This is a genomic window from Ruoffia tabacinasalis (genome assembly GCF_042652985.1).
GTDB lineage: Bacteria > Bacillota > Bacilli > Lactobacillales > Aerococcaceae > Ruoffia > Ruoffia tabacinasalis.
Genome location: NZ_JBHSHQ010000035.1, coordinates 81,460 through 103,665, shown reverse-complemented (window position 1 = coordinate 103,665; position 22,206 = coordinate 81,460). Strand labels below are relative to the sequence as shown.

Genomic DNA, 22,206 nt, shown 5'->3' with positions numbered 1-22,206 from the left:
AGCTTTTTTATTTCTCTTAATTGAGAGAACTTTATTTACATATTTGGTATTATATATGTATTGAAGCGTTTTAAATGCAATAACGAAGAGGAAGTGAGCGACATGGAACACGATTTTTGGGGTCAGCAGACTCGTGATCAACAAAATGAATACATAGAAATGTTAAAGATACTTGGTTCATTATCAAACTTATTCTCAGATAATGCGTCTCCTTATTTATATTATCGTGCTCATGAGAACTTATTTTGTTCTTCATTTGATGCGAAGAACCTTTCACGTGGGGATGTCTCATATGATGCCACCAAAGGGAAAATGGGGATTGGTTTAAAAACTTTCTTGAATAATAATGGACGAACCTTTCAGAAGGTAGCGGAATTTAATAATGATAGTGATAAGATAAGGTCTTTTAAGAATGTTGAAGATATTGTCCATACTGTGGCTGAGTTAAGGAACAAGCGTATTAATGTGACGCAAAACATGGTAGACACGGAAGCATCAATCTATCACCTAATTACTAGAGAACCGGGTAGAATGAATGTCTATGAAACTGGGATGGATTTAATCGATATCAATTCGATTAGGATACCTAAAAAGCAAGGGAAGAATACGATAAAATTCGAAGATAAACTGAATGAATATTCCTTTAGTTTGTCAAAAAACACGTTGCTTAAACGGTTTGATACAACAGAACAAAATAGAATAATCACATTCAACGTTGAAATACTTGAGAATCCATTTGATTTCTTGAAATCGTTGCAACCAAAAATAGTGACCTCTGAAACATCAGTTACTCAAGAAGAAAATTACATAATACTACCACTCTATTCACCAAGGGAAGGCAAAGTCCCAGAACGGTCTGGTTTAAACCAATGGAATGCGAAAGGGCGACCGCGTCATCATGACGAAGTTTATATCTCCATACCATCTTGGATTCATAGAGAATATAAAGATTTCTTTGTCTATTCAAGAGAGCGTAAAACAAGCACAGAGAGCGCAAAAGACTCACCATCATTTGATGTTGAATTACCGAACGGACGAGTAATGAATTGTAAAGTAGCTCAAGCTGGAGGGAAGGCGCTTATGTCTAATCCTAATAAAGAATTAGGCGAATGGATCTTAAGGGATGTCTTGAAAGTTAAACCAAGTAATTTGGTAACGATGGAGATGCTAGATGAAATTGGAATTGATAGTGTTAAGTTAACGAAGAAGAGTGATGATTACTATTATTTAGACTTTGTGGAAACTGGATCGTATGAGGACTTCCAAGAAAACTCTGTTTAGAGTAAAAAGTCCACGTTTGGAGTAACTTTGAGTCATCACTACGTTCATTACAGAATTTCATACTATTAAATAGAAAACTACCCCTTACCAAGTAACAGAGTAAAAATGCACTCTTAAAACTTGGTAAGGAGTAGTTTTAATTATTGTATTATTTTTCTCCAGTAGTAGTTATCAAATAAGTAATTTCATCATAATCTCCTACTATATAATTACTAACAGTATCAAACTTATCAGGTGTAACCATGGAAAGGACCTCTGTCGATACACTTACCATTGCTTGTTTAATTTCTGCTTCAGCGAGAGTAGGGACGCTACTGCCTACATCTGGATCTATATTGTAAACACCCATCACATATAAGTCAGCTCTGACTTTATTAATCTGTTGAAATGCACTTACTCCGATATTGATCATGGAACGTTTGTAATACTCGCCGCCAATATTAATAACGTTAATATTGGGATGGTTGGATAATTCAATAGCAATTGGCGGAGAGTTGGTAATGACTGTCGCTTTGAATTCGTTAGGTATCATTCTAGCAAGCGCTAGGTTTGAAGTACTTCCATCTATTAATATAATAGAATCTTCTTTCAAATACTCAAGGGCAGATAATGCCATCTCATTCTTTTCTTCTAAGTTCACGGTAGTTCGATAGTTAAAGTCAGTAACAGCTGGTCCAACGCGAACGGCTCCGCTATATACTCTTTTTAATCTATTTAAATCTTCTAACTCTTTTAAGTCTCTACGAATTGTATCCTCAGAGACATTAAAATGAGAGACTAATTCTTTTGTTATTACTTTTTTACTAACCTCAAGAATATCTATGATTTCTTGTTGTCTTTCGTTTTTTAACAATTAATCCACCTGCCTCATTTATGCGCATAATATAAGTATAAATATACTTGAAATCGATTTAAAATACAATAACGCGCATAAAATATGCATAAACAAGCAAAGTATTTGCGTGTTTGTATTGACAAGATGAGCGAAAGCGGTTACTATGTAGTTACAAACTTTAGGAGGAATAAGATGAAAAATATTACATTGTCACCTTCAATCATGTGTGCTGACTTGGTAAATTTAGAAGCCGGTGTTAGAGAACTTGAAGAATTAGGAATGGATACATTACATATTGATATTATTGATGGAGATTTTAGTCCTAGCATGCCGTTAGGGATTGAGACTGTTAAAAGATTAAGAGAAATTACGGATATGAATTTTGACATTCATATTATGTCTTCGAATAACGAATACTTTATTAAAGAGATGCTTGAGATTGGTGTACAGAGTGTGACTTTCCACTTAGAAACGTCTTTACATGTGGATCGATTTATTAACTTAATCAAGAATAGCGATGCGAAAGTAGGTATTGCATTAAATCCTGCAACGCCAATTGAAACACTTGATATTGTCTTAGAAGAAATCGATATGGTTTGTTTAATGTTAATTAACCCTGGATTCGCCACTAATAAAGGTGAGAAACAGGTGCCATACGCTTTGAAGAAAATCAATAAACTTAAGTCTTACATAGAGGAACGCAATGTCGATGTGGATATCCAAGTTGATGGACGAGTATCGCTTGAGACAATTCCAGATTTAGTTGAGGCAGGAGCGAGTAATTTAGTGCTAGGAAGTACGAGCCTATTTAGATCAGATGACACATTAGAAAATAATAAAGAAAAAATATTAAAAGGGATTAACAGGGGGTAAACATGGAATTTAATAAAGCACAAAACGAGATTGTTTCGGAGATTAAGCAGACCTTTGAGAATATATCTGCAGATGAAGTTAATGCATTAATTGAAGCGATTGAAAAAGCCGATAAAGTATTTTTTGTCGCTGTTGGGCGAGTGCTTCTATCATTAAAATCATTTGCTAAAAGATTAGCACATATTGGCGTTGATGCTCATATTGTTGGAGATATTACAGAGCCAGCCATTACTGAGAATGATTTATTGATTGTTGGTTCAGGAAGCGGTGAAAGTTCATTTCCATTGATAATTGCTAAGAAAGCAAAAAGTTTCAATGCAACGGTTGCTCATATTGGTTCAAACCCGAATAGTACAATGAGTAATTATAGTGATTACTTTGTGAGAATCCCTGTTCAAACAAAACTCGGATTAGAAAATGAAACGAAATCAGTGCAACCAATGACTAGTTTGTTCGAACAATCATTATTACTTCTAGGCGATACAATCTGCCTGATGATGATAGATAATAAAAACATTGATATGCCAAGTTTATGGGAATTTCACGCCAACTTAGAATAAAAGGAGACTTTATGAAAGCAATCCATTTCGGAGCAGGGAGTATAGGTAGAGGGTTTATAGGAGAAGTGCTTCACAAAAACAATATTGAAACAACTTTTGTGGACGCTTATGATAAAGTGATTGATCAGATCAACGCTGATAAGGGTTATGCTATTCGTTATCTAGATGAAGCTAATACAGAACATTGGATTGATAATGTAATGGCAATGCATATAAATGATCCAGCTATCTCTGAAGTTATAAATAATAGTCAATTACTTACTACGGCTATTGGCGTTCCAAACTTAGAAAAGATTGCTCCAATAATTAAGGCAGGTATTTTAGAGCGGAATGCGCAAAAACCTTTAGTAGTCATTGCAAACGAAAATGTAATGTATGCTACGAATATTTTAAAAGAAGCAATAAAAAATGTAAGTGAGCCAGATGAATGGCAAGAAATCGAAAAGAATACATTATTTTTAAATTCCGCAATTGATAGACAAGCAAGTACTATCGACGAAAATGGAAAATTGCTACCTGTAGTTGAACCGTTCTTTGAATGGGTTATTGAGAAGGATGCTAATTTTAATCAACTACAGCACGTCAAATATGTAGAAAATATGGAATATTATATCAAACGAAAACTATTCATTGTTAATGCAACTCATGCTGCATTTGCTTATATTGGTAATGTATTCAGCTATCGGACAATTCAAGATGCGATGGACGATCAAAGGATAGTAGGATTAGTTACAAATATTATTAACGAAAATATGCAAATTTTCGTCAATGAGTATGGTGATGATATTAATGAATTGCGTGATTACTTTAATAGTATTTTAGAGCGGTTTGGGAATAAAAAGCTTAATGATTCAGTGAAAAGAGTGGGAAGAAACCCTAGAAGAAAGCTGAGTAAAGATGAGCGTATAATATCTCCTATCAGAAGTTTATTTGAACTAGGCTTGCCATATGCTAACAGTCTTAAATTAGTTGTTTCTGCATTGCTATTTAGAGATGAGAATGATGATGAGGCTAATTATATTGAGAAGATAATAGAAGAGAATGGCATAGACGAAGCTGTTCCTCATCTTTTGGCTTTACCAGAAGAGTTACTGGATGAGATTATCAGTGAATATAAAGTGGTCGTTGAAGATACGAATTTATTGTTAGATTAAGAAAGGATTGTGATTAGAGGATGAATAGATATTATAATGTAATATCAGGTGTGTCTAGTTGGGAAGAAGGAATTAGACAGTCTGCTGAACCTCTATTGGTAAACAATATTGTGAATGAAGAATATGTAGATGCAATGATTAATAATGTTAAAGTAAACGGAAACTATATAATCATTTCACCATACATCGCAATGCCTCATGCTAGATCAGAGTATGGAGCATTAGATACAGGTTTTAGTATCTTAAAATTAAAAGAAGGTGTAGAGTTTCCAAACAATAAACCGGTTAAGTTATTCATCACTTTCGCTTCAACGGATAACGAACGACACTTAGAAATTTTACAAGAATTTGCCTTAATTTTATCGGATGAAAAAAATTTGGATGTATTGTTGAATACCGAAAACGTAGATGATTTAAAAAATATTTTAGAAAAAGGTGAATGATATGAGTAATAAGAAAGTATCTACTAGAGCAAGGGTACAATCCTTTGGTGGTTTTCTAACGAATATGGTTCTGCCAAATATTGGTGCTTTTATTGCCTGGGGGATTATTACTGCGCTGTTTATTCCAGATGGCTGGTTTCCAAATGAAGCACTAAGCCAATTAGTTGGACCAACATCGCAATATCTATTACCATTACTTCTTGCCTATACAGGTGGAGAAATGATTGGTGGTAAGCGAGGTGGCGTGTTAGGAGCCCTTGGTACTATGGGAGTAATCATTGGGTCTGAAATACCAATGTTCCTTGGTGCAATGATTGTAGGGCCACTTGGCGGTTGGATTATGAAGAAAGTCGATTCATTTTTAGATGGTAAAATACCAGCTGGATTTGAAATGATTATCAATAACTTTTCAATTGGTATTATAGGAGCAATCTTACTAATAATTTCATATTACATTATTGGTCCGCTAGTTGAATCATTGAATAATCTTGTAACAGTCGGAGTAGAAGCGTTAGTTTCAACAGGTTTCCTTCCCTTACTGTCACTTATAAATGAGCCAGCAAAAGTGTTATTCTTAAATAATGTGATTGATCAAGGTATTTATTATCCATTAGGAATCCAACAGACGGTTGAAGCTGGGAAATCAATCTTCTTTATGGTCGCATCTAACCCTGGACCAGGTTTAGGATTGCTATTAGCCTTCACTATGTTTGGAAAAGGTGCAGCGAAAAGAACAGCGCCGGGAGCGATTATTATTCACTTCTTTGGTGGGATTCATGAATTGTATTTCCCATATGTATTAATGAAACCCCTTACTATCATCTCAATGATTTTAGGAGGAATGTCAGGGATACTGACTTTCCAATTCTTTGATGCTGGATTAGTCGGTGGACCAAGTCCAGGTTCTATATTCTCATATCTTGCATTAACACCTCGAGGTAACTACTTTGGAGTGTTAATGGGTGTATTGGTTGCAACTGTAGTATCATTCCTTGTTACAGCAGTAATCTTAAGATTCGACAAATCAGAAAAAGATTTTGATGACTCAGTCGAAGCGTCTAAAACAATGAAGCAAGAAGGTAAATTAGATGCAAACAATACCCAAGCAGTGGTGGCTGGCAATAATGGTACTATTAGTAATATTGCTTTTGCTTGTGACGCAGGTATGGGAAGTAGCGCGATGGGTGCCTCTGTATTCAAGAAAAAAATAACAGATGCGGGAGTTCAAGATATTACTGTAAAAAATTATCGAATTGAGGAAGTGCCCGATGATGCTGATATTGTTATAGTACATGAAGACTTACTTGACCGGACTAAGCGAGCTCATCCTAATAAGGAAATAATAACATTGAAGAGCTATTTACAGGATGATAAGTTGGATAAACTTGCACAGAAGTTATCTGAGAAATAGGTTGGTAATATAAAGCGAGATTTAAAATTTGAAAAGTGGGAGATGCATCTAATTGATGCATTTCCCACTTTTTCGTTTTAGGAATAAGTATAAGATATTAGACTGTTCTAAACTTACAGTCGCTCATATTAAGAATCAATTCCATCCAAAAGCTTACTTGTTTCAACCTCAAGCGCAGCTGATATTTTACTTAAACTTAATACAGTTATATTTTTCTCAACTCGTTCAACTGCACCGATATAAGTTCTATGAAGATCCGACTTGAACGCTAATTCTTCCTGGGTGAATCCCCTTATTTGTCTATATTCTCTGATGTTGTTTTCGACGGCTTTTAGTATTTGTTCATTATTTTTCATAGAATAATGTTCTAACAATGCTATTTATAAGTCGACATTCTATAAGTAGCATTTTATTAGAAACGTTATATAGCAATTTCCACCAAAGGTTAGTAGTGCATTACAGTGCAATCGTTTACAAAAAATTTACAATTGAAAACCGAAACGAGAGTAGTGAGAAAAAATTATTATTTTATTCTTGTGAAAAGTAAGTTAAATATTGATTGCTAAAAATAACAGTAATTATATAGGTTTCAATTAGATGATATATCACAAAAGCAAATCTTTTTGCTATGTTAAGTTTGTGTAAATGTTTTGTAATCAAGCGGATATTTATTGAATAAATAATATTAATATTATACTATATAAATAGATTTAATATGGAAAAACAAAATAAATTAAATCAAATCACAGATCGGAGAAAATACGATTGAAAAATGTAAATGGTAAGTTATTGAAGAGGCTCATTATATTGAGTGGCATGTCTAATCGTCAACTAGCAAAACGCATTCACATCACACCAAACACCCTGAGTAATATCATCCTTGGTAATACTTATCCCTCCTATGTCGTCATCGCCCGTCTTCAAGTAGCCCTGGAAATATCTATAGAGGACATGATAGAAGTCTTCTTTCCTTGGCCACCGAAAATAGCGGTATAAACACCCCATATCGTTCTTTTTTGGGAACAATTTATTCCTAGTAATTAATACTTATTTTTAAATTATCTATATTTTTTCTTCAATTAAAAAATTCTGTTTTTAATTGGGTTTATTTAGTGTGCATTTAAGTTCGAATTTTATAAAAAATAATATTTTTTGGAGGATTTTAATTATGGTAGCGAAACGAATTGTGGATTCAGCATTTTGGGAAGAACGGAAGATTATTTTTAGTGAGAGATGAAAATGATCTTCAAACTATAAAGGCTGTGTATGATGATTTAGGGAAGGAAGCAGCTATGCTATATTCTCATACTTATTCAAAAGGAGATATATTACTTCAAATGGGTGGCGATGTTTCAGATGAAGACTTCGCTTTATATACTGCAGTGATTGATGAGGTAGTGGAATAAAGCAATTAGAACATCTAACTTTAATTATGATATATAAAACCATCCCGCTAAATTCATGTTACGTGAATTTAGCGGGATGGTTTTAACTTTATATTATATTAATCCTTATAATCACTGATACACCCAATGATTAGGCTCTGTCTCAATTAATTGATTCTCAGGATTATAGAACGCTTCATCTGGTTTATAAATAATTCGATGACGCTCTTTTTCATAATCTGGATCTGGTAATGGGATGGCTGATAGTAAACTTTGTGTATAAGGATGCTTCGGATGATCATACAAAGTATCAGCGTCCGCGACTTCAACAATTTTTCCTTGGTACATCATACCGATTCGGTCACTAAAGTACTTTACCATTGATAAATCATGGGCAATGAATAAGTAAGTTAAGTTATGTTTGACTTGTAACTCTTCCAACAAGTTAATAATTTGTGCTTGGATTGAAACGTCTAAAGCAGAAATCGGTTCATCACAGACGATGAAGGTTGGTTCAACGGCTAAGGCCCGAGCAATACCAATTCTTTGACGCTGTCCGCCAGAAAACTCATAAGGATATCGCGTAGCATGGTCTTTGTTTAAACCTACGGCCTCAAGTAATTCATAGACACGTTCAGACCTTTCCTTCTTGTTTCCTACTAGATTGTGTACATCCAAGCCTTCCGCAATAATATCGTTAACCTTCATACGCGGGTTAAGTGACGCGTAAGGGTCTTGGAAGATCATCTGAACTTCTTTATTGAAGGCTAATTTACTTTGAGTGGATTGTCTTTCGGTCCATGACTTACCATCAAAGATAATATCCCCATCAGTTGGTTGATATAAATTAACGATAGCACGCCCAATTGTTGATTTACCACTGCCTGATTCACCAACTAAACCAAATGTTTCACCGCGGTAGATATCAAAGCTGACACCGTCGACCGCTTTGACTTCATTACGAGTACCTTCATTATAGTATTGTTTTAACTGTTTAATCTGAACAAGAGGTTGTTTCTTTATTGGCTTGTCTGTCATTGAATCTCCCCTCTCTTTAGTTTCAATTCAAAGTGTTCATGGCGTTTTTGAATGGGCTCTGGCACTGTAATTGCTGGCGCCTTTGGATGTAAAAGCCAAGTTGCAGCGTAATGACCCTGTCTTACTTCGAATAAGGGTGGTTGTTTAACAAAATCAATGGCCAATGAGTATTCATTCCGAAAGGCAAAAGCATCTCCTTCAGGTGGATTTAATAAGTCCGGAGGTGTTCCAGGTATTGCATACAAGCTTCCTTTTGAATCTGGGGTTGGCATTGAGCTTAATAAGCCCCAAGTATAAGGGTGCTGCGGATGATAGTAAATATCATCGACCGATCCAATTTCAACAATCTTACCTGCATACATTACGGCAACTCGGTCAGCCACATTGGCGACGACACCTAAGTCATGTGTAATAAAGATAATAGTCATTTGTTTCTCTTTTTGAATCTTTTTAAGTAGTTCAATAATTTGAGCTTGAATGGTTACATCGAGTGCTGTGGTGGGTTCATCTGCGATTAATATCTCAGGGTCTCCCGCAAGGGCAATTGCAATAACGATTCTTTGTCTTTGACCTCCAGAAAACTCATGTGGATATTGCTTCATTCGTTCTTTAGGATTGACTAAACCACATAAATCTAAGAGATTAATCGCTTCATCCACCGCATCTTTACGGCTCATCTTTCTTTTCTTCTCAAGCACTTCCGTAATTTGTCTTCCGATTGAAAGTGTTGGATTCAAAGCGGTCATAGGATCTTGGAAAATCATCGCAATTTGATTTCCACGAATTGCTTCCATTTGCTTGTTTGTATACTTTAATAAGTCATCATTTTTGAAGATAACTTCGCCACTTTCAACAAGTGCATTTTTGCTTAATAGTCCTATAATTGAGCGAGCCGTTACAGTCTTACCTGATCCCGATTCACCAACAATGGCTAAGGTTTCTCCTTGATAAAGATTAAAAGACAAGCCTCTGATTGCTTGTAATTTCCCAGAAAAAGTTTGGAAACTAATGGCTAAGTCTTTTACTGTTAATACTTCTTCCTTCAAAATATCACCTATTCTTTCATTTTCGGATCGAATGCATCTCTTAAACCATCAGCTAAAAGGTTAAATGAAAGCATAATAATCGAAATCACTGCTGCTGGATACCACATGAGATGAGGTAAGAATCGGAATGTTTTGTAACCGTCATTAATAAGAGTTCCAAGGGATGCGTTAGGCGCTGGAATTCCGATACCAATGAAGCTTAAAAAGGCTTCAAAGAATATTGCTGACGGTAAGGCAAACATGACTTGTACGATAATCAAGCCCATCATATTTGGTAAGATATGTTTGAACATAATTTTAATAGTTGGTTGACCTAACACTTGTGCAGCTAAAACATATTCCTGTTGCTTGAGTCGAATTGTTTGAGCTCGCACAACCCGAGACATCGTAATCCAACTGGTTAAAGCAATGGTAATAATAATCGAAACCAAACCGGGATTCATAACTAAAAGCATGAGTACGACAATAACTAAGTTAGGAACGCCGGATAGAATTTCAAGCACTCGTTGCATGAAGTTATCTACGCGTCCGCCCATCCATCCAGAAATCATACCGTATGCAATTCCGAATATTAAGTTTATTAGCGCTGCTGCGAAGGCAACGATTAAGGAAATCCGCGTCCCGAAGATGATGCGAGACAATAGGTCTCGACCTAAACTGTCAGTTCCAAGATAATAATAAACTCCTTCAGGTACACCAGATTGGTCATAACTATCAATTAATGCACCCCCACGGTTTATAGACGTTCCATTGAACCAACTAAACCCTTCTAAACCAGGAATTTTTGGTGGTAGATTTGACCATGCAGGGTTTTGCGCATTTGGATCATGTGGCGCAAAGAAGGGTGCAAACACTGCGATAATGATAATCAAAGAAATAACAAAGAATGATATCATCGCGCCTTTATTCTTTTTGAGACGACGCCAAGAATCTTGGAGGAAGTTTAGTGTAGGAGCGACAATTTCCTCATTTCGATCAGATTCTAATTGAACTTTTGTTGTAAATAGTGAGTCGTCTATATCTTTTGTGTGTTCTAAAATGTTTTGATTATAGTTTGTATTAGGAATCTCTGTATGTGACATTTACTTACCTCCTTTTGTAACACGCATCTTAGGATCGATCAATCCGTAAAGAATATCTACAATGAGGATAATGACAACAAGAATAACTGAATACATGATTGTCACACCCATAATAGTTGGATAATCGTTCACTAGAATCGACTTTGTGAACTGTTCTCCAATTCCAGGAATGGAGAAGATATTCTCAATAACGAGTGATCCAGTCATTAAACTAGCAGTTACCGGTCCCAAGATTGTTAATAAAGGAATAATTGCATTTCTTAACGCGTGTTTACTGATAATATATATTCTTGAAAAACCTTTGGCTTTGGCGAGTTCAATATAATCGCTATTAAGCACTTCAATCATCTCCGTACGAATGAACCGGGCAGCTTCAGCCGTCGGTGAGATTGCTAAAGCAATCGTCGGCAGGATGCTCGATAAGAAGCCATCGCGCCAAAAAGCAATCGGTAGCCATTCTAAGACAACAGCAAAGATGAATTGAAGTAATACAGCAAAGACAAAGTTTGGCACGGATCGCCCACCAATAGCGACCGTTGAAGTTAAAGTATCAATCCAAGTGTTTTGTTTAACTGCTGCGATAATACCAAGAATGGTTCCCACAGTTGTTCCAAGCACCATCGCTTGGAGTCCTAACTGAATCGAAGGTCCGGCTCTATCTGCAAGAATTTGTGTCACAGGGATATTATTGAACTGGAAGGAAACACCGAAGTCTCCTTTGAGTACATTCCTTATATAATTAAAGTATTGAATATGAATGGGTTCGTTTAATCCATACTTTTCATATAATAAGGCAAGTTGAGTCTCAGTTAATAATTCTTCGTTGGCAAAAGGTGACCCTGGTAAAAATTGCACTAATAAAAAAGTTACAGAAATAATAATAAATAATGTAACTGCCATTAATGCAACTCTTCGTAATATATAACGAAAATATTGTGTCATTCTAAACCTCTTTCTATTATATAACTGTGTCATGAATCGGTATACGATCATGATACAATTTGACAATTGACTACACTAGCAACATCTTAAGAACTAGCGACGTAAGTCCGTTGAACTACTGAGCAGAAATATATACTTGACGTAAATCATAACTTCGACCCAAAGGTAACACTCTCAAGCCTTTTACTTCTGGAGTAAGCCAGAAAGGATTGGGTCTTTGGTAAATCGGAGCTACAGCTACTTCTTCTTTAATACTTAGTGTTTCAGCTTCAATTAAAGTTTCCCAACGGCTATCTAAGTCATTTACGATGTCATATTTAGCTGAACGAATAAGTTCTTCTCGACAGGTCATCATCAGAGACAAGTAGTTCTAAGTCTATTGTATCAAATTCTAGTTCTTCTTTGGCAGTATTCCAATCCGATTAATTATAAAGTTCTTTATCGAAGACTTGAGAAATCGCACGTCTTAAAGCAATGTTGCCCGTGTTTTCACGAGCTGTATTGAAACCTAAGTAACCAAACTTTGCTTTTGGAAGGGTATGAAGAATATCAATTCCTGTTCACTAGCTTCGAATCAATCAATCCCAGTTCCGATTTCTTTTATCACAGATATGTGAGCTACATCAAGGTATACATTTTCAGCGTCCCAATAATTATCATTTTTGACAAAAGCCCATTCCAAGTTTACACCGATCCAACCTCTTCACAGGCAAGAAGCGAGTCGCTAAAAAATAACTTTGGAAAGTAATCAGCCTGGTACTCAAGAATAATTTCAAGTGTCTTTTCATCCAAAGCCATCACCTCTTTCGATGAAAAAAAGGCCCTTCTGTCAGAAATGTTCTAACAGAAGGGACGAATTTATCGTGTTACCACCCAGGTTCCGAATTACTTTCACAAGTAATCGCTCAATAAGTATCAATGAATACTTTGCGCGTTATCGGGCGCACCCGTCGATTTAATTTGAATCATTCGAATGCTCCAAGTTCATCTTCATTCACTTTTAACTATCTGTTTTCACCAGCCAGACTCTCTAATAAAGTTAATTAAGTAAATTACTCTTCTCTTCGTCGCATTTCCTCATGGAATATTAATGATATAGTACTAATTATAAAAGCGTTAGTCAATAGTTCTGCTTTTGTTTTTTAATTTTATTCAGTTATTTTTAATAAAAGTTGAAATATATATATTTGTTCTTTTATAATACATCTTAATTATATTACGAAAAGAAAGAAGGACTATGATGTACTCAACAATACTTGAACGATTTATCCGATACGCTCGGTTTAATACACGAAGTAACCCAGCCAATAAACATATGATCCCTTCATCACCAGAACAAGTCGAATTTGCTCTGAAGCTTGAGAACGAATTAAATTTATTAGGGCTAGAGGAGGTATTCTATGATGAACGTGATGGTTTCGTCACAGCTAAGGTATCTAGCAACCAACCAGACGAAGATATTCCAGCGATTGGTTTTATGGCTCACATAGATACAGCTGACTTCCCATCTGAGAATGTAAACCCACAAGTTCATTACAATTATGATGGGAAAGATGTTGTCTTAAACAAAGAGTTAGATATTGTAATGACCGTCAAAGAATTTCCCAATTTAAAAGATTATGTTGGGGAAACATTAGTGACAACGGATGGAACAACTTTATTAGGAGCGGATTGTAAAGCAGGGATGGCATCAATTGTTGAGGTGATGAAACATCTTATCGAGAATCCTGAGATTCCTCATGGAGATATTTGGGTAGCATTTGGACCGGATGAGGAGATTGGGATTGGTGCAAGTCGCTTCATTGCAGAAAAATGGCCCGTTGAATTTGCTTATACCATTGATGGAGGACGAACTGGGCAACTCGATTATGAAACATTTAATGCGGCGCAAGCGGTTTTAACTTTTACTGGTACGAGTGTTCACCCAGGAGCAGCTAAAGATGTCATGGTAAATCCATTAGCGGAAGCAGCGAAGTTTTACCAAAAAATCCCAGCGAATGAAACTCCTGAAACTACTAGTGGTTATGAAGGATACTATATGTTAGGAGGTCAAACTGGGGACTTAAACTCAGTGACTGCGATTTATAATATTCGCGATCATGACTTTGATAAGTTCGAAGAGCGAAAAGCACAAATCAAGAAATGGGTCGATGAACAAAACGCTACTTATGCTTATCCAAGAATATCATGTGTGATTACAAATCAATATGCAAATATGGGAAATATAATAAAAAATGATTCAAGATCATTTGATTTAGCGAAGCAAGCTTTCGCAGCAGTTGGTGTGACACCGAGAATTAACCCTATGCGTGGTGGAACAGACGGGAGTCATCTCGCTTTTAAAGGCATTGCGACACCTAATTTATTTAAAGGGTCTGAGAATTCTCATGGGCAATACGAATTTGTTACCGTGGAAAGAATGAAATTAGCGAGTGATGTCATACTATCTATAATTGAACTCGTCCAAGATCAACCAGTGGTTTATCACATCTAAACAAGAAAAAAGGTCGAACAAAGAGCGCTAAGCTCCTTGTTCGACCTTTTATTGTGGCATGTTATTCAGTGACATAAGTTGTACGTAAGTTAATTGTACGACCAAATGGATAGACTTCAAAGTTTTGAACACGTGGATCTAGTAAGTATGACGATGAAGCTTGGTAAATCGGTGCAGTGACTGCATCTTCTGCAACACCAATGCGTTCAGCTTCTAGCAATGCTTCACGACGTTGTTGAGGATCAGTTGCGTATTCAACCTGTGCTGCTTCTACGAGAGCATCGTACTCTTCATTTGAATATTCAGCAAAGTTGATTCCGCCATCCGTGCGATATTGTTCAATAAAGTTAATTGCATCTTGGTAATCAGGTGCCCACGTTCCATAGAAGATATCAAATTCTAGATTTCTTTGGAATTCAATACGGTTTTGTAATGGGACACTACGAATTGTTAATGTTAAACCAGGTAAGTTTTCTTGTAATTGAGCTTGTAAATATTCAGCCGTACGACCTGATAGGTCAACATCTGATGTTAATAATTCAAGTTCTAATGAATCCACACCTAACTCATCAAGTCCCGCTTGCCAATCTGCTTGAGCTTGTTCGACATCATAAACTAAGATATCTCCTTGCTCATCACGGAAATCAACCCCGTCTTCACTCACATCAAATCCGACAGGTACTAAACCATTTAATGGTGTTGAACCATCTTGAATAACCGATTCTGCATATAATTCTTTATCGAATGCTTGTGACAAAGCACGACGGATATTCGCGTTACCAGTAGCTTCTCTAGTTGTATTATAACTTAGATATCCAACAGTAGATTTAGGTACGGAGTAGAAAAATTCACTTCCAGCATATTGTTGTACAAAGTCATCTGTTAAGACAGCATAGTCGAGTTGTTGCGCATCAAATAAATCAGCTCCCGTACCTGTTTCTTTCACTACTTGAACAAGAACATCTTCTAAGTAAACATTATCAGCATCCCAGTAGTTAGGATTTTTCACTAGATTCCATTCGAGGTTTGAACCGTTCCAGTTTTCTAATGTGAAGGGTCCATTACTTACAAGGTTTTCTGACGAAGTAGCATAGCTACTACCCACTTCTTCTACGAAAGCTTTGCTAACTGGTAAGAATCGACTTCCTGTTAGCAGCTTTGGTAAGTAAGGCGCTGGATATTCAAGTGTAATTTCTAGTGTTAAATCATCTAAGGCTACGACGCCCAATTCATCCAGTTCCATGTCACCGTTTCGGATACTTGCAGCATTTTTAAAGATTTCAACCGTCGTTGAAGCAACTGAACCTGAATTAGGATCAACCAAACGTTGGTAACTATACACAAAGTCATGCGCCGTGAGAGGATCTCCATTACTCCAAGTTAATCCATCTCTTAGTGTGAATGTATAAACGAGACCATCATCACTAACATCAACATCCTCAGCTTGACCTAATTCAACTTCACTCCCCGTTGTTACGCGGTACAACCCTTCATTGATTTGACCGATCATATCTGATGTAGGGACATCATTGTATAATGCACTATCTAAAGTCGATAATTCTCCATTAGTTGCGATACTTAATGTTTGTTCAACAGAAGGATCCACCTCTGGTGCATCTTGAGCAGAAACAGGAACACTAGAAAACACGCTACCTAAGGCCAAAGCACTAACAAAAAGAGATACAACTTTCCTTTTTAATTTCATTCTCAACACTCATCCTTTTCTAAATAATATTTCTTTCAATTTAGCACTTTCTAAAAATAAGTCAATGATAAAGCTTACAATTAATAAATAATTAGAATAATGATAAATAAATAAGTTTGAGGGATTTTTAACATTTTCCCAAAATAGGGGTGACACTTTTTCTAAAAAATACGTTTATAGGGGTGTAAGTTGTTTTACTTACAAACAAAAACGAGGAGGGGTACGATGAACAAAGAATTCCTATCAGCAAGCTTAAAGCTTACTGCGATTAATCCGGTGACGGAGAAGAAGACAACGGTGACGTTGAATGATTTAACTCAGGATGCGCCAGTAGAGGATGTTGAGGCTGTTCGCAATGCACTGCAAAGTGTGATTGAGGAGCCAATCGCAACGGTAGAAGCGGTTCACACATTCGCGTTTGCGTAAATAGTGTCAGATGAAGATGCTTAAGTGAAAAGAAGGGTGGTATACACAATGGAAGAAACAAATAATTTAGAATTGTTATTCAAAGACGAAGCAGGATCAAACAAAAAGGTCACACTTCGTAACCCTAAGTTGGGCCTAACAGCACAAGAGGCTCAAGCAGCATTGGACGCAATTGCTGGCGCTGAAATCTTTGTTAATGAGAATGGTGATGCTTACGCGCAAGCAGTAGGAGCTCGCTACGTTCGTCGTACGGTTGAAGACATTTACGCTGCTTAATCGCAGCGCACCCCCAACGCCTCGCTATAGTTATTAGCGGGGCTTATTTTTTTGCGAAAAAGGAGGAAAAGGCATGTCTGTGATTGAATTAGGTAGTTTGGCTGGGGCAATGATTACGGTAATAACGCTCATCTCCAAGATGATTCGTTTAATTACTTCGATTCAAAATCTAATTAACCGCCTAGATACGATGCAAACAGAGCTGGAAGCGAATAAACATGGTTTAAGTGATTTAACCCAACGGGTCAATAACCATGATATGAAGCTTCATACCTTAGAGATGGAACAGATATCGTTGTCGAATCAAGTAAAGGAGCTGACCTCTTATGCGTTTAACTAATCGAACGTATGATTTACTGAAGTGGTTTGTCTTAGTGGTTTTACCAGCTGTGGCGGTACTTTTCCAAGGTTTGGGAGAGTTGTATAGCTATGCGGATGTGGAAATACTCGTTTCGACCATTAACTTATTCGCCGTTTTTCTCGGGACGATCTTACAAATTTCAAGTAAATATTACAATGGAGGTGACGGGAATGGCCACAGTACAGACGTTGCTTAAAGTCGCACAAAGTTATATTGGTGTGAGTGAGGGGACGAACACCTTCAATAATTTAATTGCAGCCTATAATTCAATACGCCCCATCCCGATGGGGTATCAGGTCAAGTTGACTGATGATTGGTGTGACGTGTTTGTAACGGTTGTTTCCGATCAGGCTGGGATGAGTGATTTGATTGGGCGAGAGTGTGGTGTCCAACGTCATATCAACATCTTCAAAGCGAAAGGGATTTGGTTAGGAAGACAGTTTCCTAAAGTGGGTGACATTATTACTTTTGATTGGGATGGGAATGGTTGGGCTGATCACATTGGGTTTGTTGAGTCGGTTGAGAACAACCAGGTCACGACTATCGAGGGTAATAGCCAAGCCAAAGTGAAGCGGAATACTTTTCAATGGAATGATAAGCGCATTATGGGCTACGCTAGACCGAAGTATCAAGTGGTCGGTGAAGTGAAGAAGACCATTGATGAGTTGGTTCAAGAAGTTATCGCAGGAAAATGGGGTGTCGGCCAAGCAAGAATGGCTCAACTCGCTGCTGCGGGTTATGACTTTAAACTTGTGCAAAGTAAGGTCAATCAAGTCTTTGTAGATAAAATTCAGATGCCGACTGTAGTTGTGTCAGAAGCTGCTCTAATATATCAAGGTGGTCAGTTATCGAAGGCACATTTGGATAAGTTACTCGCCTTATCAAAGCAGTATCAAATTTTACCAAGTCTACTTATTGTTATGTTGCATTTTGAAGGGGTTTGGGGTCAGTCCAATGTCGCAAAATTAGATCATAATTGGGGCGGGATGACTTGGTCAGCCAGCTATGTCGGTAACCCTGATATTAAGAAAGCAAAAGGCAGTCCACGTCCTAAGAGCGAAGGTGGTTACTATCTTCGCTATGCATCGGAGGAGGATTTCTTTGAAGACTGGATATATTTACTGCGACCCGGTGGGATATATAAAGTGAGTGGTCAAACGAACTTCAAAGAGGCTGTCAAAGGGCTGTTTCAGGTTGGTGGATCCAAGTATGACTACGCTGCTTTAGGCTACTCCAAATACTTAGAACGCATGGAAGCGCGAAGAGTAGGGATTGATAAAGCCAATCCGGGTGTGTTGAAGAAGTTAGATGCAGACTGGTTTGCTGGAAGTGAAGGAAATGAGAAAGTGATTGTATCGACCGATGCGACCACTTGGCAGACCGGTGAGCGGATGGCGACTTGGGTCAAAGGCAAGGCTTTTGATGTATTTGAAACGAAAGAAGTAATGCAAAAAGCTTTTCTATTAGCGGATAATGGGACCGTGTTAGGTTGGCTATTAGAGTCAGATGTGTTGAGTGCTTAATTGAAATAGGAAGAACTTCTCGCGATTGCGGGAAGTTTTTTTATTTGAGTTGACTGCTCATTTCAATGAAATTTAATTGATAGGACAAGTATCAATTTGCCTGTGAGCGTCTTAGTTATATGAATTATGAAAATGTTGGAACAACAAAGTTATAAGTGGTTCAATAAAGCGTATAATGAATTTAGCGAGTCACAAGTTTTACGAAATTTGATGATTAAAGAGGGGGCGGAGTAGATGGGTATATCACATAAGTTGTTAAGAAAGGCATTGATGCCGATGGCTTTTGTAATGATTGATCAGACAAGCCAGAAAGTATTCATAGCAGCCTCTGTCTTTAGGGTGGGGACAAATATATCTGCACCCGCAGATAATTTCCGTCTTCATGGCTTAAGTGTAGCAGTTGACCCGATAACGGGTCCGCTAGGTGGGGGTGCTATGATTCCAACCGATGGTACAGTGACTTGGCATGGGGCCCATCCTGATAACGGGGTTCAAAAAAAGGGAATAAGTTATGTAGGCTAGGATGTTTTTCTAACAGATCAAGGCATGAGTCTTTTGGAAGGGAACAGGTGGCTTGGCGTTAGCCTTCACCAAGTTCATCACGCGCTCTTAGCGGATTCAAAAGTAAGAAAGATCTATCAAGACTTTAATGTAGTGAGGTTGATTTACTTGCTTGAATATTATGATAGAGCACTTCCCAATTTTTGTGGAGAGTGTTTTTATATATGTTGTAGAGATCGCCGCTTGACTTATATTGGAACGGGTGATAAAATCTAATCAATCACTCATGTGATTATCATATTTTTAATATATATTTTACATTGAAGAGAAGAGTAGCTGATGAAATCAGGTCAAGAGAGCCCGGTTGGTGAGAAAGGGTCCATGATAGAGGCAGTGAAGATGAGCTCTGAGTTTTTGAATGGTTCACGCTATTCGAACGGGAAGCAACCGATATCTTGCCAGATTTCAGCAGAAAAGCGGAATTGTTGAGGTGTTTGTTGTGAGACAGGCATAAACAAGGGTGGTAACACGGAAGTATCCGTCCCTTTATTTATCAAAGTATTGATAGATAAAGGGATGGGTATTTTTTTTTAGCAATTTTAAAAATTTACTTAATATAATGTTCTGGCCAGAATTTTATATGAGTACCATCTTAGAGAATTATTTTAACGAAAAAGATAGGAGAATGTACAAATGGAAAAAATCGCAAGCTTTACAGTGGATCACTTAAATTTGAAACCAGGACTATATTTATCAAGAGAAGATCAGGTGGGAGATCGTGGATTAAAGTCCTATGACTTACGCTTTACGGCACCAAACTTTGAACCGGTAATGAATACGGCAGAAATTCATACGATTGAGCATTTGGGAGCGACTTATTTACGTAATGACCCAACGTTTAAAGATGAAGTCATTTATTTCGGACCGATGGGGTGCCGGACGGGCTTTTACTTAATCTTAACGGATGCCGTTGAACCGCAAGAGGTGCTTTCTTTACTTCAAGCGACCTTTAAATTTATCTCGGAATTTGAGGATGAGATTCCTGGAGCCACAGCACGCGATTGCGGTAATTTCTTAGACCAAAACTTGCCGATGGCTCGCTATTATAGTCAAAATTATTATCAAGTGTTAACTGAAATTACGGACTTGTCATTCGCCTATGAATCGAAAGAGGGATAAATTATGAAGAAAATAATTAAAAAAGTACTGTTCTTACTTGTCGCATTTGCTGTCTTATTACCGTCTTTAACACAAGCACAGACAGTTGTGAAAGTAGCCGTGGTTGGGGATTCAAATGACCCCATTTGGGAAATTGTACAAGAAAATCTAGGTGAGGAAATCCAAATCGAATTAGTGAGCTTTACGGATGGGGTTTATGCTAATAGAGCCTTATCAGATGGGGATTTAGACTTAACGGCTTTTCAACATAATGCATTCTTAGAACAAGAAACCGCTGATAAAGGGTATGAGTTTGAAGTAATCGCGGATACTTATTTAAGTCCAATGAACGTTTTTTCAGAAAATATTTCTGATTTGTCAGAATTACAAGATGGGGATACAATTTTAATTCCGAACAACGTAACCAACCGCGGGCGAGCTTTAAAAGTGCTTGAGAGTGCGGGTGTGATTAAATTGGATCCAGACAAAGGGCACTTACCCGAAGTCATTGATATTATTGAAAACCCATTAAATTTAGATATTGTTGAAACGGATCCAGCCATCATTCCACAAGCTTTACCTGATGCTGCTGCTGGGATTACTAACAGTGATTTAGCCATTGATTTCGGGATTGATCCTGTTCAAGATGCGATCTTCGCTATAGAAATTGATCCAGAAGAGGAAGCACTGCAACCGTATATTAACATTATTGTGGCAAGAGCTGAGGATAAAGATAATGAAGTTTATCAACAAATTGTCGAAGCATACCAACAACCCAATGTGGCGGACTTTATCTCAGAGCACTTTGGAAATTCAATTATCCCAGTGTTTGAGGGAGCATCTGCAGAAGGTTAAGCCGTGTTGAATGTAGGAAAGGATAGGTGATTCATGGCGAAAGGATTAGTGCTAGTTACAGGTGGGAATTCTGGGATAGGGCAGGCGTGTGTGAAGCGCTTCTTAGAAAAAGGACACAAAGTAATTAATGTGGACCGAGTTCATACCGGGGAAGCAGACAATGCGAATGAGATTAAAGAAGTCTTTGATTTAACTGATCTAGATCAGCTAAAAACTTGGAGCGATGAACTGGTTGAGAAATACGGTGTCCCAAAAATTATCGTCAATAGTGCAGGAATCTCCAGAATGGATTACTTAATCGACAGTCAATTACAAGATTGGCGCGATATGTTTGAGTTGAATGTGTTTGCCATATACGAAGTTTCAAAAGTCTTTGCGAATCATTTAGTTGCGGGTAATCAAAGCGGGCGGATTATTAATATTTCGTCACAAGCTGGAAAGAACGGGTACCGTGGTTTAAGTGGTTATGTTGCTTCTAAACATGCGGTAATCGGTTTAACAAAATCTGCTGCTATTGAATTTGCTCCGAAAAATATCTTGGTGAATGCAGTCTGCCCGGGGATTGTAGAGACAAGCATGAAACACCGTGAGCGCGTGGATGGCGGGAAGATTCGAGGTATGACCGCAGAAGAAATCTACAAAGAAGATTGTTCGCAAGTGCCATTGAGTCGTACAGCGCAACCAGAAGAGGTAGCGGGAGTCGTTGCGTTTCTGGCGTCAGATGAAGCGTCTTATTTGACTGGGCAAGCGATTAATGTGACTGGTGGCATGACGATGCATTGATGAAAGAGTAATTTATAAATACCTAAAAAATAGTCCTGTCTTCAGTCGAAGCCAGGGCTGTTTTTCTATTCAAT

General features: G+C 37.4%; 25 protein-coding genes and 1 other annotated feature. Of the genes, 17 read left to right on the top strand and 8 right to left on the bottom strand.

Annotated elements, in window-relative coordinates; translation table 11 throughout:
* Positions 1–102: 102 nt before the first annotated feature.
* On the top strand, positions 103–1,281 hold the full coding sequence (locus tag ACFO5Y_RS06180) for a phospholipase D-like domain-containing protein (protein WP_197103948.1): 1,179 nt from the start codon (positions 103–105) through the stop codon (positions 1,279–1,281).
* Between the two features lie 148 nt (positions 1,282–1,429).
* Here ACFO5Y_RS06180 and ACFO5Y_RS06175 read toward each other — a convergent pair whose 3' ends face one another.
* Entirely contained in the window at positions 1,430–2,134 is a 705-nt protein-coding gene (locus ACFO5Y_RS06175; protein WP_197103947.1) for a DeoR/GlpR family DNA-binding transcription regulator, read from the bottom strand.
* 174 nt (positions 2,135–2,308) lie between these two features.
* Here ACFO5Y_RS06175 and ACFO5Y_RS06170 point away from each other — a divergent pair, with 174 nt between their 5' ends.
* The 5 genes from ACFO5Y_RS06170 to ACFO5Y_RS06150 are packed head-to-tail and all read left to right on the top strand — an operon-like array spanning position 2,309 to position 6,557.
* Positions 2,309–2,989: a ribulose-phosphate 3-epimerase gene (locus tag ACFO5Y_RS06170; RefSeq protein WP_197103946.1), complete on the top strand. Its 681-nt coding sequence runs from the start codon at positions 2,309–2,311 to the stop codon at positions 2,987–2,989.
* 2 nt (positions 2,990–2,991) lie between these two features.
* The gene (gene hxlB, locus ACFO5Y_RS06165; RefSeq protein ID WP_197103945.1) at positions 2,992–3,549 is read left to right on the top strand and encodes a 6-phospho-3-hexuloisomerase; all 558 of its coding nucleotides are present in this window, start codon (positions 2,992–2,994) and stop codon (positions 3,547–3,549) included.
* A gap of 11 nt (positions 3,550–3,560) precedes the next feature.
* Positions 3,561–4,703, top strand: coding sequence for a mannitol dehydrogenase family protein (locus ACFO5Y_RS06160; RefSeq protein ID WP_197103944.1), 1,143 nt, complete (start codon positions 3,561–3,563; stop codon positions 4,701–4,703).
* A gap of 20 nt (positions 4,704–4,723) precedes the next feature.
* The gene (locus ACFO5Y_RS06155; protein WP_197103943.1) at positions 4,724–5,146 is read left to right on the top strand and encodes a PTS sugar transporter subunit IIA; all 423 of its coding nucleotides are present in this window, start codon (positions 4,724–4,726) and stop codon (positions 5,144–5,146) included.
* Between the two features lies 1 nt (position 5,147).
* Positions 5,148–6,557, top strand: coding sequence for a PTS mannitol transporter subunit IIBC (locus ACFO5Y_RS06150; protein WP_197103942.1), 1,410 nt, complete (start codon positions 5,148–5,150; stop codon positions 6,555–6,557).
* 128 nt (positions 6,558–6,685) lie between these two features.
* Here ACFO5Y_RS06150 and ACFO5Y_RS06145 read toward each other — a convergent pair whose 3' ends face one another.
* Positions 6,686–6,913: a helix-turn-helix domain-containing protein gene (locus tag ACFO5Y_RS06145; RefSeq protein WP_197103941.1), complete on the bottom strand. Its 228-nt coding sequence runs from the start codon at positions 6,911–6,913 to the stop codon at positions 6,686–6,688.
* A gap of 409 nt (positions 6,914–7,322) precedes the next feature.
* Here ACFO5Y_RS06145 and ACFO5Y_RS06140 point away from each other — a divergent pair, with 409 nt between their 5' ends.
* Positions 7,323–7,553, top strand: coding sequence for a helix-turn-helix transcriptional regulator (locus ACFO5Y_RS06140; RefSeq protein WP_197103940.1), 231 nt, complete (start codon positions 7,323–7,325; stop codon positions 7,551–7,553).
* A gap of 521 nt (positions 7,554–8,074) precedes the next feature.
* Here ACFO5Y_RS06140 and ACFO5Y_RS06135 read toward each other — a convergent pair.
* The 5 genes from ACFO5Y_RS06135 to ACFO5Y_RS06115 all read right to left on the bottom strand — a co-directional run bounded on the left by ACFO5Y_RS06135 (position 8,075) and on the right by ACFO5Y_RS06115 (position 12,405).
* Complete coding sequence (locus ACFO5Y_RS06135) at positions 8,075–8,980, bottom strand: ABC transporter ATP-binding protein (RefSeq protein WP_197103939.1); 906 nt, start codon at positions 8,978–8,980, stop codon at positions 8,075–8,077.
* Positions 8,977–10,026, bottom strand: a complete 1,050-nt coding sequence (locus ACFO5Y_RS06130; protein ID WP_197103938.1) for an ABC transporter ATP-binding protein — start codon at positions 10,024–10,026, stop codon at positions 8,977–8,979. The genes ACFO5Y_RS06135 and ACFO5Y_RS06130 overlap by 4 nt, the downstream gene beginning before the upstream one ends.
* 8 nt (positions 10,027–10,034) lie before the next feature.
* Positions 10,035–11,108 carry an oligopeptide ABC transporter permease gene (gene opp3C / locus ACFO5Y_RS06125; RefSeq protein ID WP_197103937.1) on the bottom strand — a complete coding sequence of 358 codons (1,074 nt, stop codon included), beginning with the start codon at positions 11,106–11,108 and terminating at the stop codon, positions 10,035–10,037.
* Positions 11,109–12,050, bottom strand: a complete 942-nt coding sequence (locus tag ACFO5Y_RS06120; RefSeq protein ID WP_197103936.1) for an ABC transporter permease — start codon at positions 12,048–12,050, stop codon at positions 11,109–11,111.
* Positions 12,051–12,165: 115 nt separating this feature from the next.
* Positions 12,166–12,405: a hypothetical protein gene (locus ACFO5Y_RS06115; protein ID WP_197103935.1), complete on the bottom strand. Its 240-nt coding sequence runs from the start codon at positions 12,403–12,405 to the stop codon at positions 12,166–12,168.
* 490 nt (positions 12,406–12,895) lie between these two features.
* Positions 12,896–13,127: a binding site (T-box leader), on the bottom strand.
* A gap of 163 nt (positions 13,128–13,290) precedes the next feature.
* On the opposite strand from ACFO5Y_RS06115, the gene pepT reads away from it, so the two are divergent.
* On the top strand, positions 13,291–14,544 hold the full coding sequence (pepT, locus tag ACFO5Y_RS06110) for a peptidase T (protein ID WP_197103934.1): 1,254 nt from the start codon (positions 13,291–13,293) through the stop codon (positions 14,542–14,544).
* 61 nt (positions 14,545–14,605) lie between these two features.
* Here pepT and ACFO5Y_RS06105 read toward each other — a convergent pair whose 3' ends face one another.
* A complete protein-coding gene (locus ACFO5Y_RS06105; protein WP_197103933.1) occupies positions 14,606–16,249 on the bottom strand; it encodes a peptide ABC transporter substrate-binding protein in 1,644 nt (547 codons plus the stop codon).
* A gap of 225 nt (positions 16,250–16,474) precedes the next feature.
* Here ACFO5Y_RS06105 and ACFO5Y_RS06100 point away from each other — a divergent pair, with 225 nt between their 5' ends.
* The 9 genes from ACFO5Y_RS06100 to ACFO5Y_RS06060 all read left to right on the top strand — a co-directional run bounded on the left by ACFO5Y_RS06100 (position 16,475) and on the right by ACFO5Y_RS06060 (position 22,132).
* Positions 16,475–16,675, top strand: a complete 201-nt coding sequence (locus ACFO5Y_RS06100) for a DUF1659 domain-containing protein (RefSeq protein WP_138405219.1) — start codon at positions 16,475–16,477, stop codon at positions 16,673–16,675.
* Positions 16,676–16,723: 48 nt separating this feature from the next.
* Positions 16,724–16,951: a DUF2922 domain-containing protein gene (locus ACFO5Y_RS06095; RefSeq protein WP_138405218.1), complete on the top strand. Its 228-nt coding sequence runs from the start codon at positions 16,724–16,726 to the stop codon at positions 16,949–16,951.
* 73 nt (positions 16,952–17,024) lie between these two features.
* A complete protein-coding gene (locus tag ACFO5Y_RS06090; RefSeq protein ID WP_138405217.1) occupies positions 17,025–17,291 on the top strand; it encodes a hypothetical protein in 267 nt (88 codons plus the stop codon).
* Positions 17,278–17,508 carry a phage holin gene (locus ACFO5Y_RS06085; protein ID WP_197103932.1) on the top strand — a complete coding sequence of 77 codons (231 nt, stop codon included), beginning with the start codon at positions 17,278–17,280 and terminating at the stop codon, positions 17,506–17,508. The genes ACFO5Y_RS06090 and ACFO5Y_RS06085 overlap by 14 nt, the downstream gene beginning before the upstream one ends.
* Positions 17,483–18,835, top strand: coding sequence for a CHAP domain-containing protein (locus tag ACFO5Y_RS06080; protein WP_197103931.1), 1,353 nt, complete (start codon positions 17,483–17,485; stop codon positions 18,833–18,835). Before ACFO5Y_RS06085 ends, ACFO5Y_RS06080 begins: the two co-directional genes overlap by 26 nt.
* Positions 18,836–19,069: 234 nt before the next feature.
* Entirely contained in the window at positions 19,070–19,357 is a 288-nt protein-coding gene (locus tag ACFO5Y_RS06075; RefSeq protein ID WP_197103930.1) for a hypothetical protein, read from the top strand.
* 672 nt (positions 19,358–20,029) lie between these two features.
* Complete coding sequence (locus ACFO5Y_RS06070; RefSeq protein WP_197103929.1) at positions 20,030–20,515, top strand: S-ribosylhomocysteine lyase; 486 nt, start codon at positions 20,030–20,032, stop codon at positions 20,513–20,515.
* Between the two features lie 3 nt (positions 20,516–20,518).
* Positions 20,519–21,349: a MetQ/NlpA family ABC transporter substrate-binding protein gene (locus ACFO5Y_RS06065; protein WP_197103928.1), complete on the top strand. Its 831-nt coding sequence runs from the start codon at positions 20,519–20,521 to the stop codon at positions 21,347–21,349.
* Positions 21,350–21,382: 33 nt separating this feature from the next.
* Positions 21,383–22,132, top strand: a complete 750-nt coding sequence (locus ACFO5Y_RS06060) for an SDR family NAD(P)-dependent oxidoreductase (RefSeq protein WP_197103927.1) — start codon at positions 21,383–21,385, stop codon at positions 22,130–22,132.
* Positions 22,133–22,206: the final 74 nt, after the last annotated feature.

What these genes read in the sequence shown, in the direction of transcription:
- ACFO5Y_RS06105 (WP_197103933.1), bottom strand. Translation starts at nt 16,249, where the DNA reads ATGAAATTAAAAAGGAAAGTTGTATCTCTTTTTGTTAGTGCTTTGGCC.
- ACFO5Y_RS06120 (WP_197103936.1), bottom strand. Translation starts at nt 12,050, where the DNA reads ATGACACAATATTTTCGTTATATATTACGAAGAGTTGCATTAATGGCA.
- ACFO5Y_RS06170 (WP_197103946.1), top strand. Translation starts at nt 2,309, where the DNA reads ATGAAAAATATTACATTGTCACCTTCAATCATGTGTGCTGACTTGGTA.
- ACFO5Y_RS06155 (WP_197103943.1), top strand. Translation starts at nt 4,724, where the DNA reads ATGAATAGATATTATAATGTAATATCAGGTGTGTCTAGTTGGGAAGAA.
- ACFO5Y_RS06070 (WP_197103929.1), top strand. Translation starts at nt 20,030, where the DNA reads ATGGAAAAAATCGCAAGCTTTACAGTGGATCACTTAAATTTGAAACCA.
- ACFO5Y_RS06095 (WP_138405218.1), top strand. Translation starts at nt 16,724, where the DNA reads ATGGAAGAAACAAATAATTTAGAATTGTTATTCAAAGACGAAGCAGGA.
- ACFO5Y_RS06180 (WP_197103948.1), top strand. Translation starts at nt 103, where the DNA reads ATGGAACACGATTTTTGGGGTCAGCAGACTCGTGATCAACAAAATGAA.
- ACFO5Y_RS06160 (WP_197103944.1), top strand. Translation starts at nt 3,561, where the DNA reads ATGAAAGCAATCCATTTCGGAGCAGGGAGTATAGGTAGAGGGTTTATA.
- ACFO5Y_RS06100 (WP_138405219.1), top strand. Translation starts at nt 16,475, where the DNA reads ATGAACAAAGAATTCCTATCAGCAAGCTTAAAGCTTACTGCGATTAAT.
- ACFO5Y_RS06060 (WP_197103927.1), top strand. Translation starts at nt 21,383, where the DNA reads ATGGCGAAAGGATTAGTGCTAGTTACAGGTGGGAATTCTGGGATAGGG.
- ACFO5Y_RS06090 (WP_138405217.1), top strand. Translation starts at nt 17,025, where the DNA reads ATGTCTGTGATTGAATTAGGTAGTTTGGCTGGGGCAATGATTACGGTA.
- hxlB (WP_197103945.1), top strand. Translation starts at nt 2,992, where the DNA reads ATGGAATTTAATAAAGCACAAAACGAGATTGTTTCGGAGATTAAGCAG.
- ACFO5Y_RS06115 (WP_197103935.1), bottom strand. Translation starts at nt 12,405, where the DNA reads ATGATGACCTGTCGAGAAGAACTTATTCGTTCAGCTAAATATGACATC.
- ACFO5Y_RS06085 (WP_197103932.1), top strand. Translation starts at nt 17,278, where the DNA reads ATGCGTTTAACTAATCGAACGTATGATTTACTGAAGTGGTTTGTCTTA.
- ACFO5Y_RS06150 (WP_197103942.1), top strand. Translation starts at nt 5,148, where the DNA reads ATGAGTAATAAGAAAGTATCTACTAGAGCAAGGGTACAATCCTTTGGT.
- opp3C (WP_197103937.1), bottom strand. Translation starts at nt 11,108, where the DNA reads ATGTCACATACAGAGATTCCTAATACAAACTATAATCAAAACATTTTA.
- ACFO5Y_RS06080 (WP_197103931.1), top strand. Translation starts at nt 17,483, where the DNA reads ATGGCCACAGTACAGACGTTGCTTAAAGTCGCACAAAGTTATATTGGT.
- ACFO5Y_RS06065 (WP_197103928.1), top strand. Translation starts at nt 20,519, where the DNA reads ATGAAGAAAATAATTAAAAAAGTACTGTTCTTACTTGTCGCATTTGCT.
- ACFO5Y_RS06075 (WP_197103930.1), top strand. Translation starts at nt 19,070, where the DNA reads ATGGGTATATCACATAAGTTGTTAAGAAAGGCATTGATGCCGATGGCT.
- pepT (WP_197103934.1), top strand. Translation starts at nt 13,291, where the DNA reads ATGTACTCAACAATACTTGAACGATTTATCCGATACGCTCGGTTTAAT.
- ACFO5Y_RS06135 (WP_197103939.1), bottom strand. Translation starts at nt 8,980, where the DNA reads ATGACAGACAAGCCAATAAAGAAACAACCTCTTGTTCAGATTAAACAG.
- ACFO5Y_RS06145 (WP_197103941.1), bottom strand. Translation starts at nt 6,913, where the DNA reads ATGAAAAATAATGAACAAATACTAAAAGCCGTCGAAAACAACATCAGA.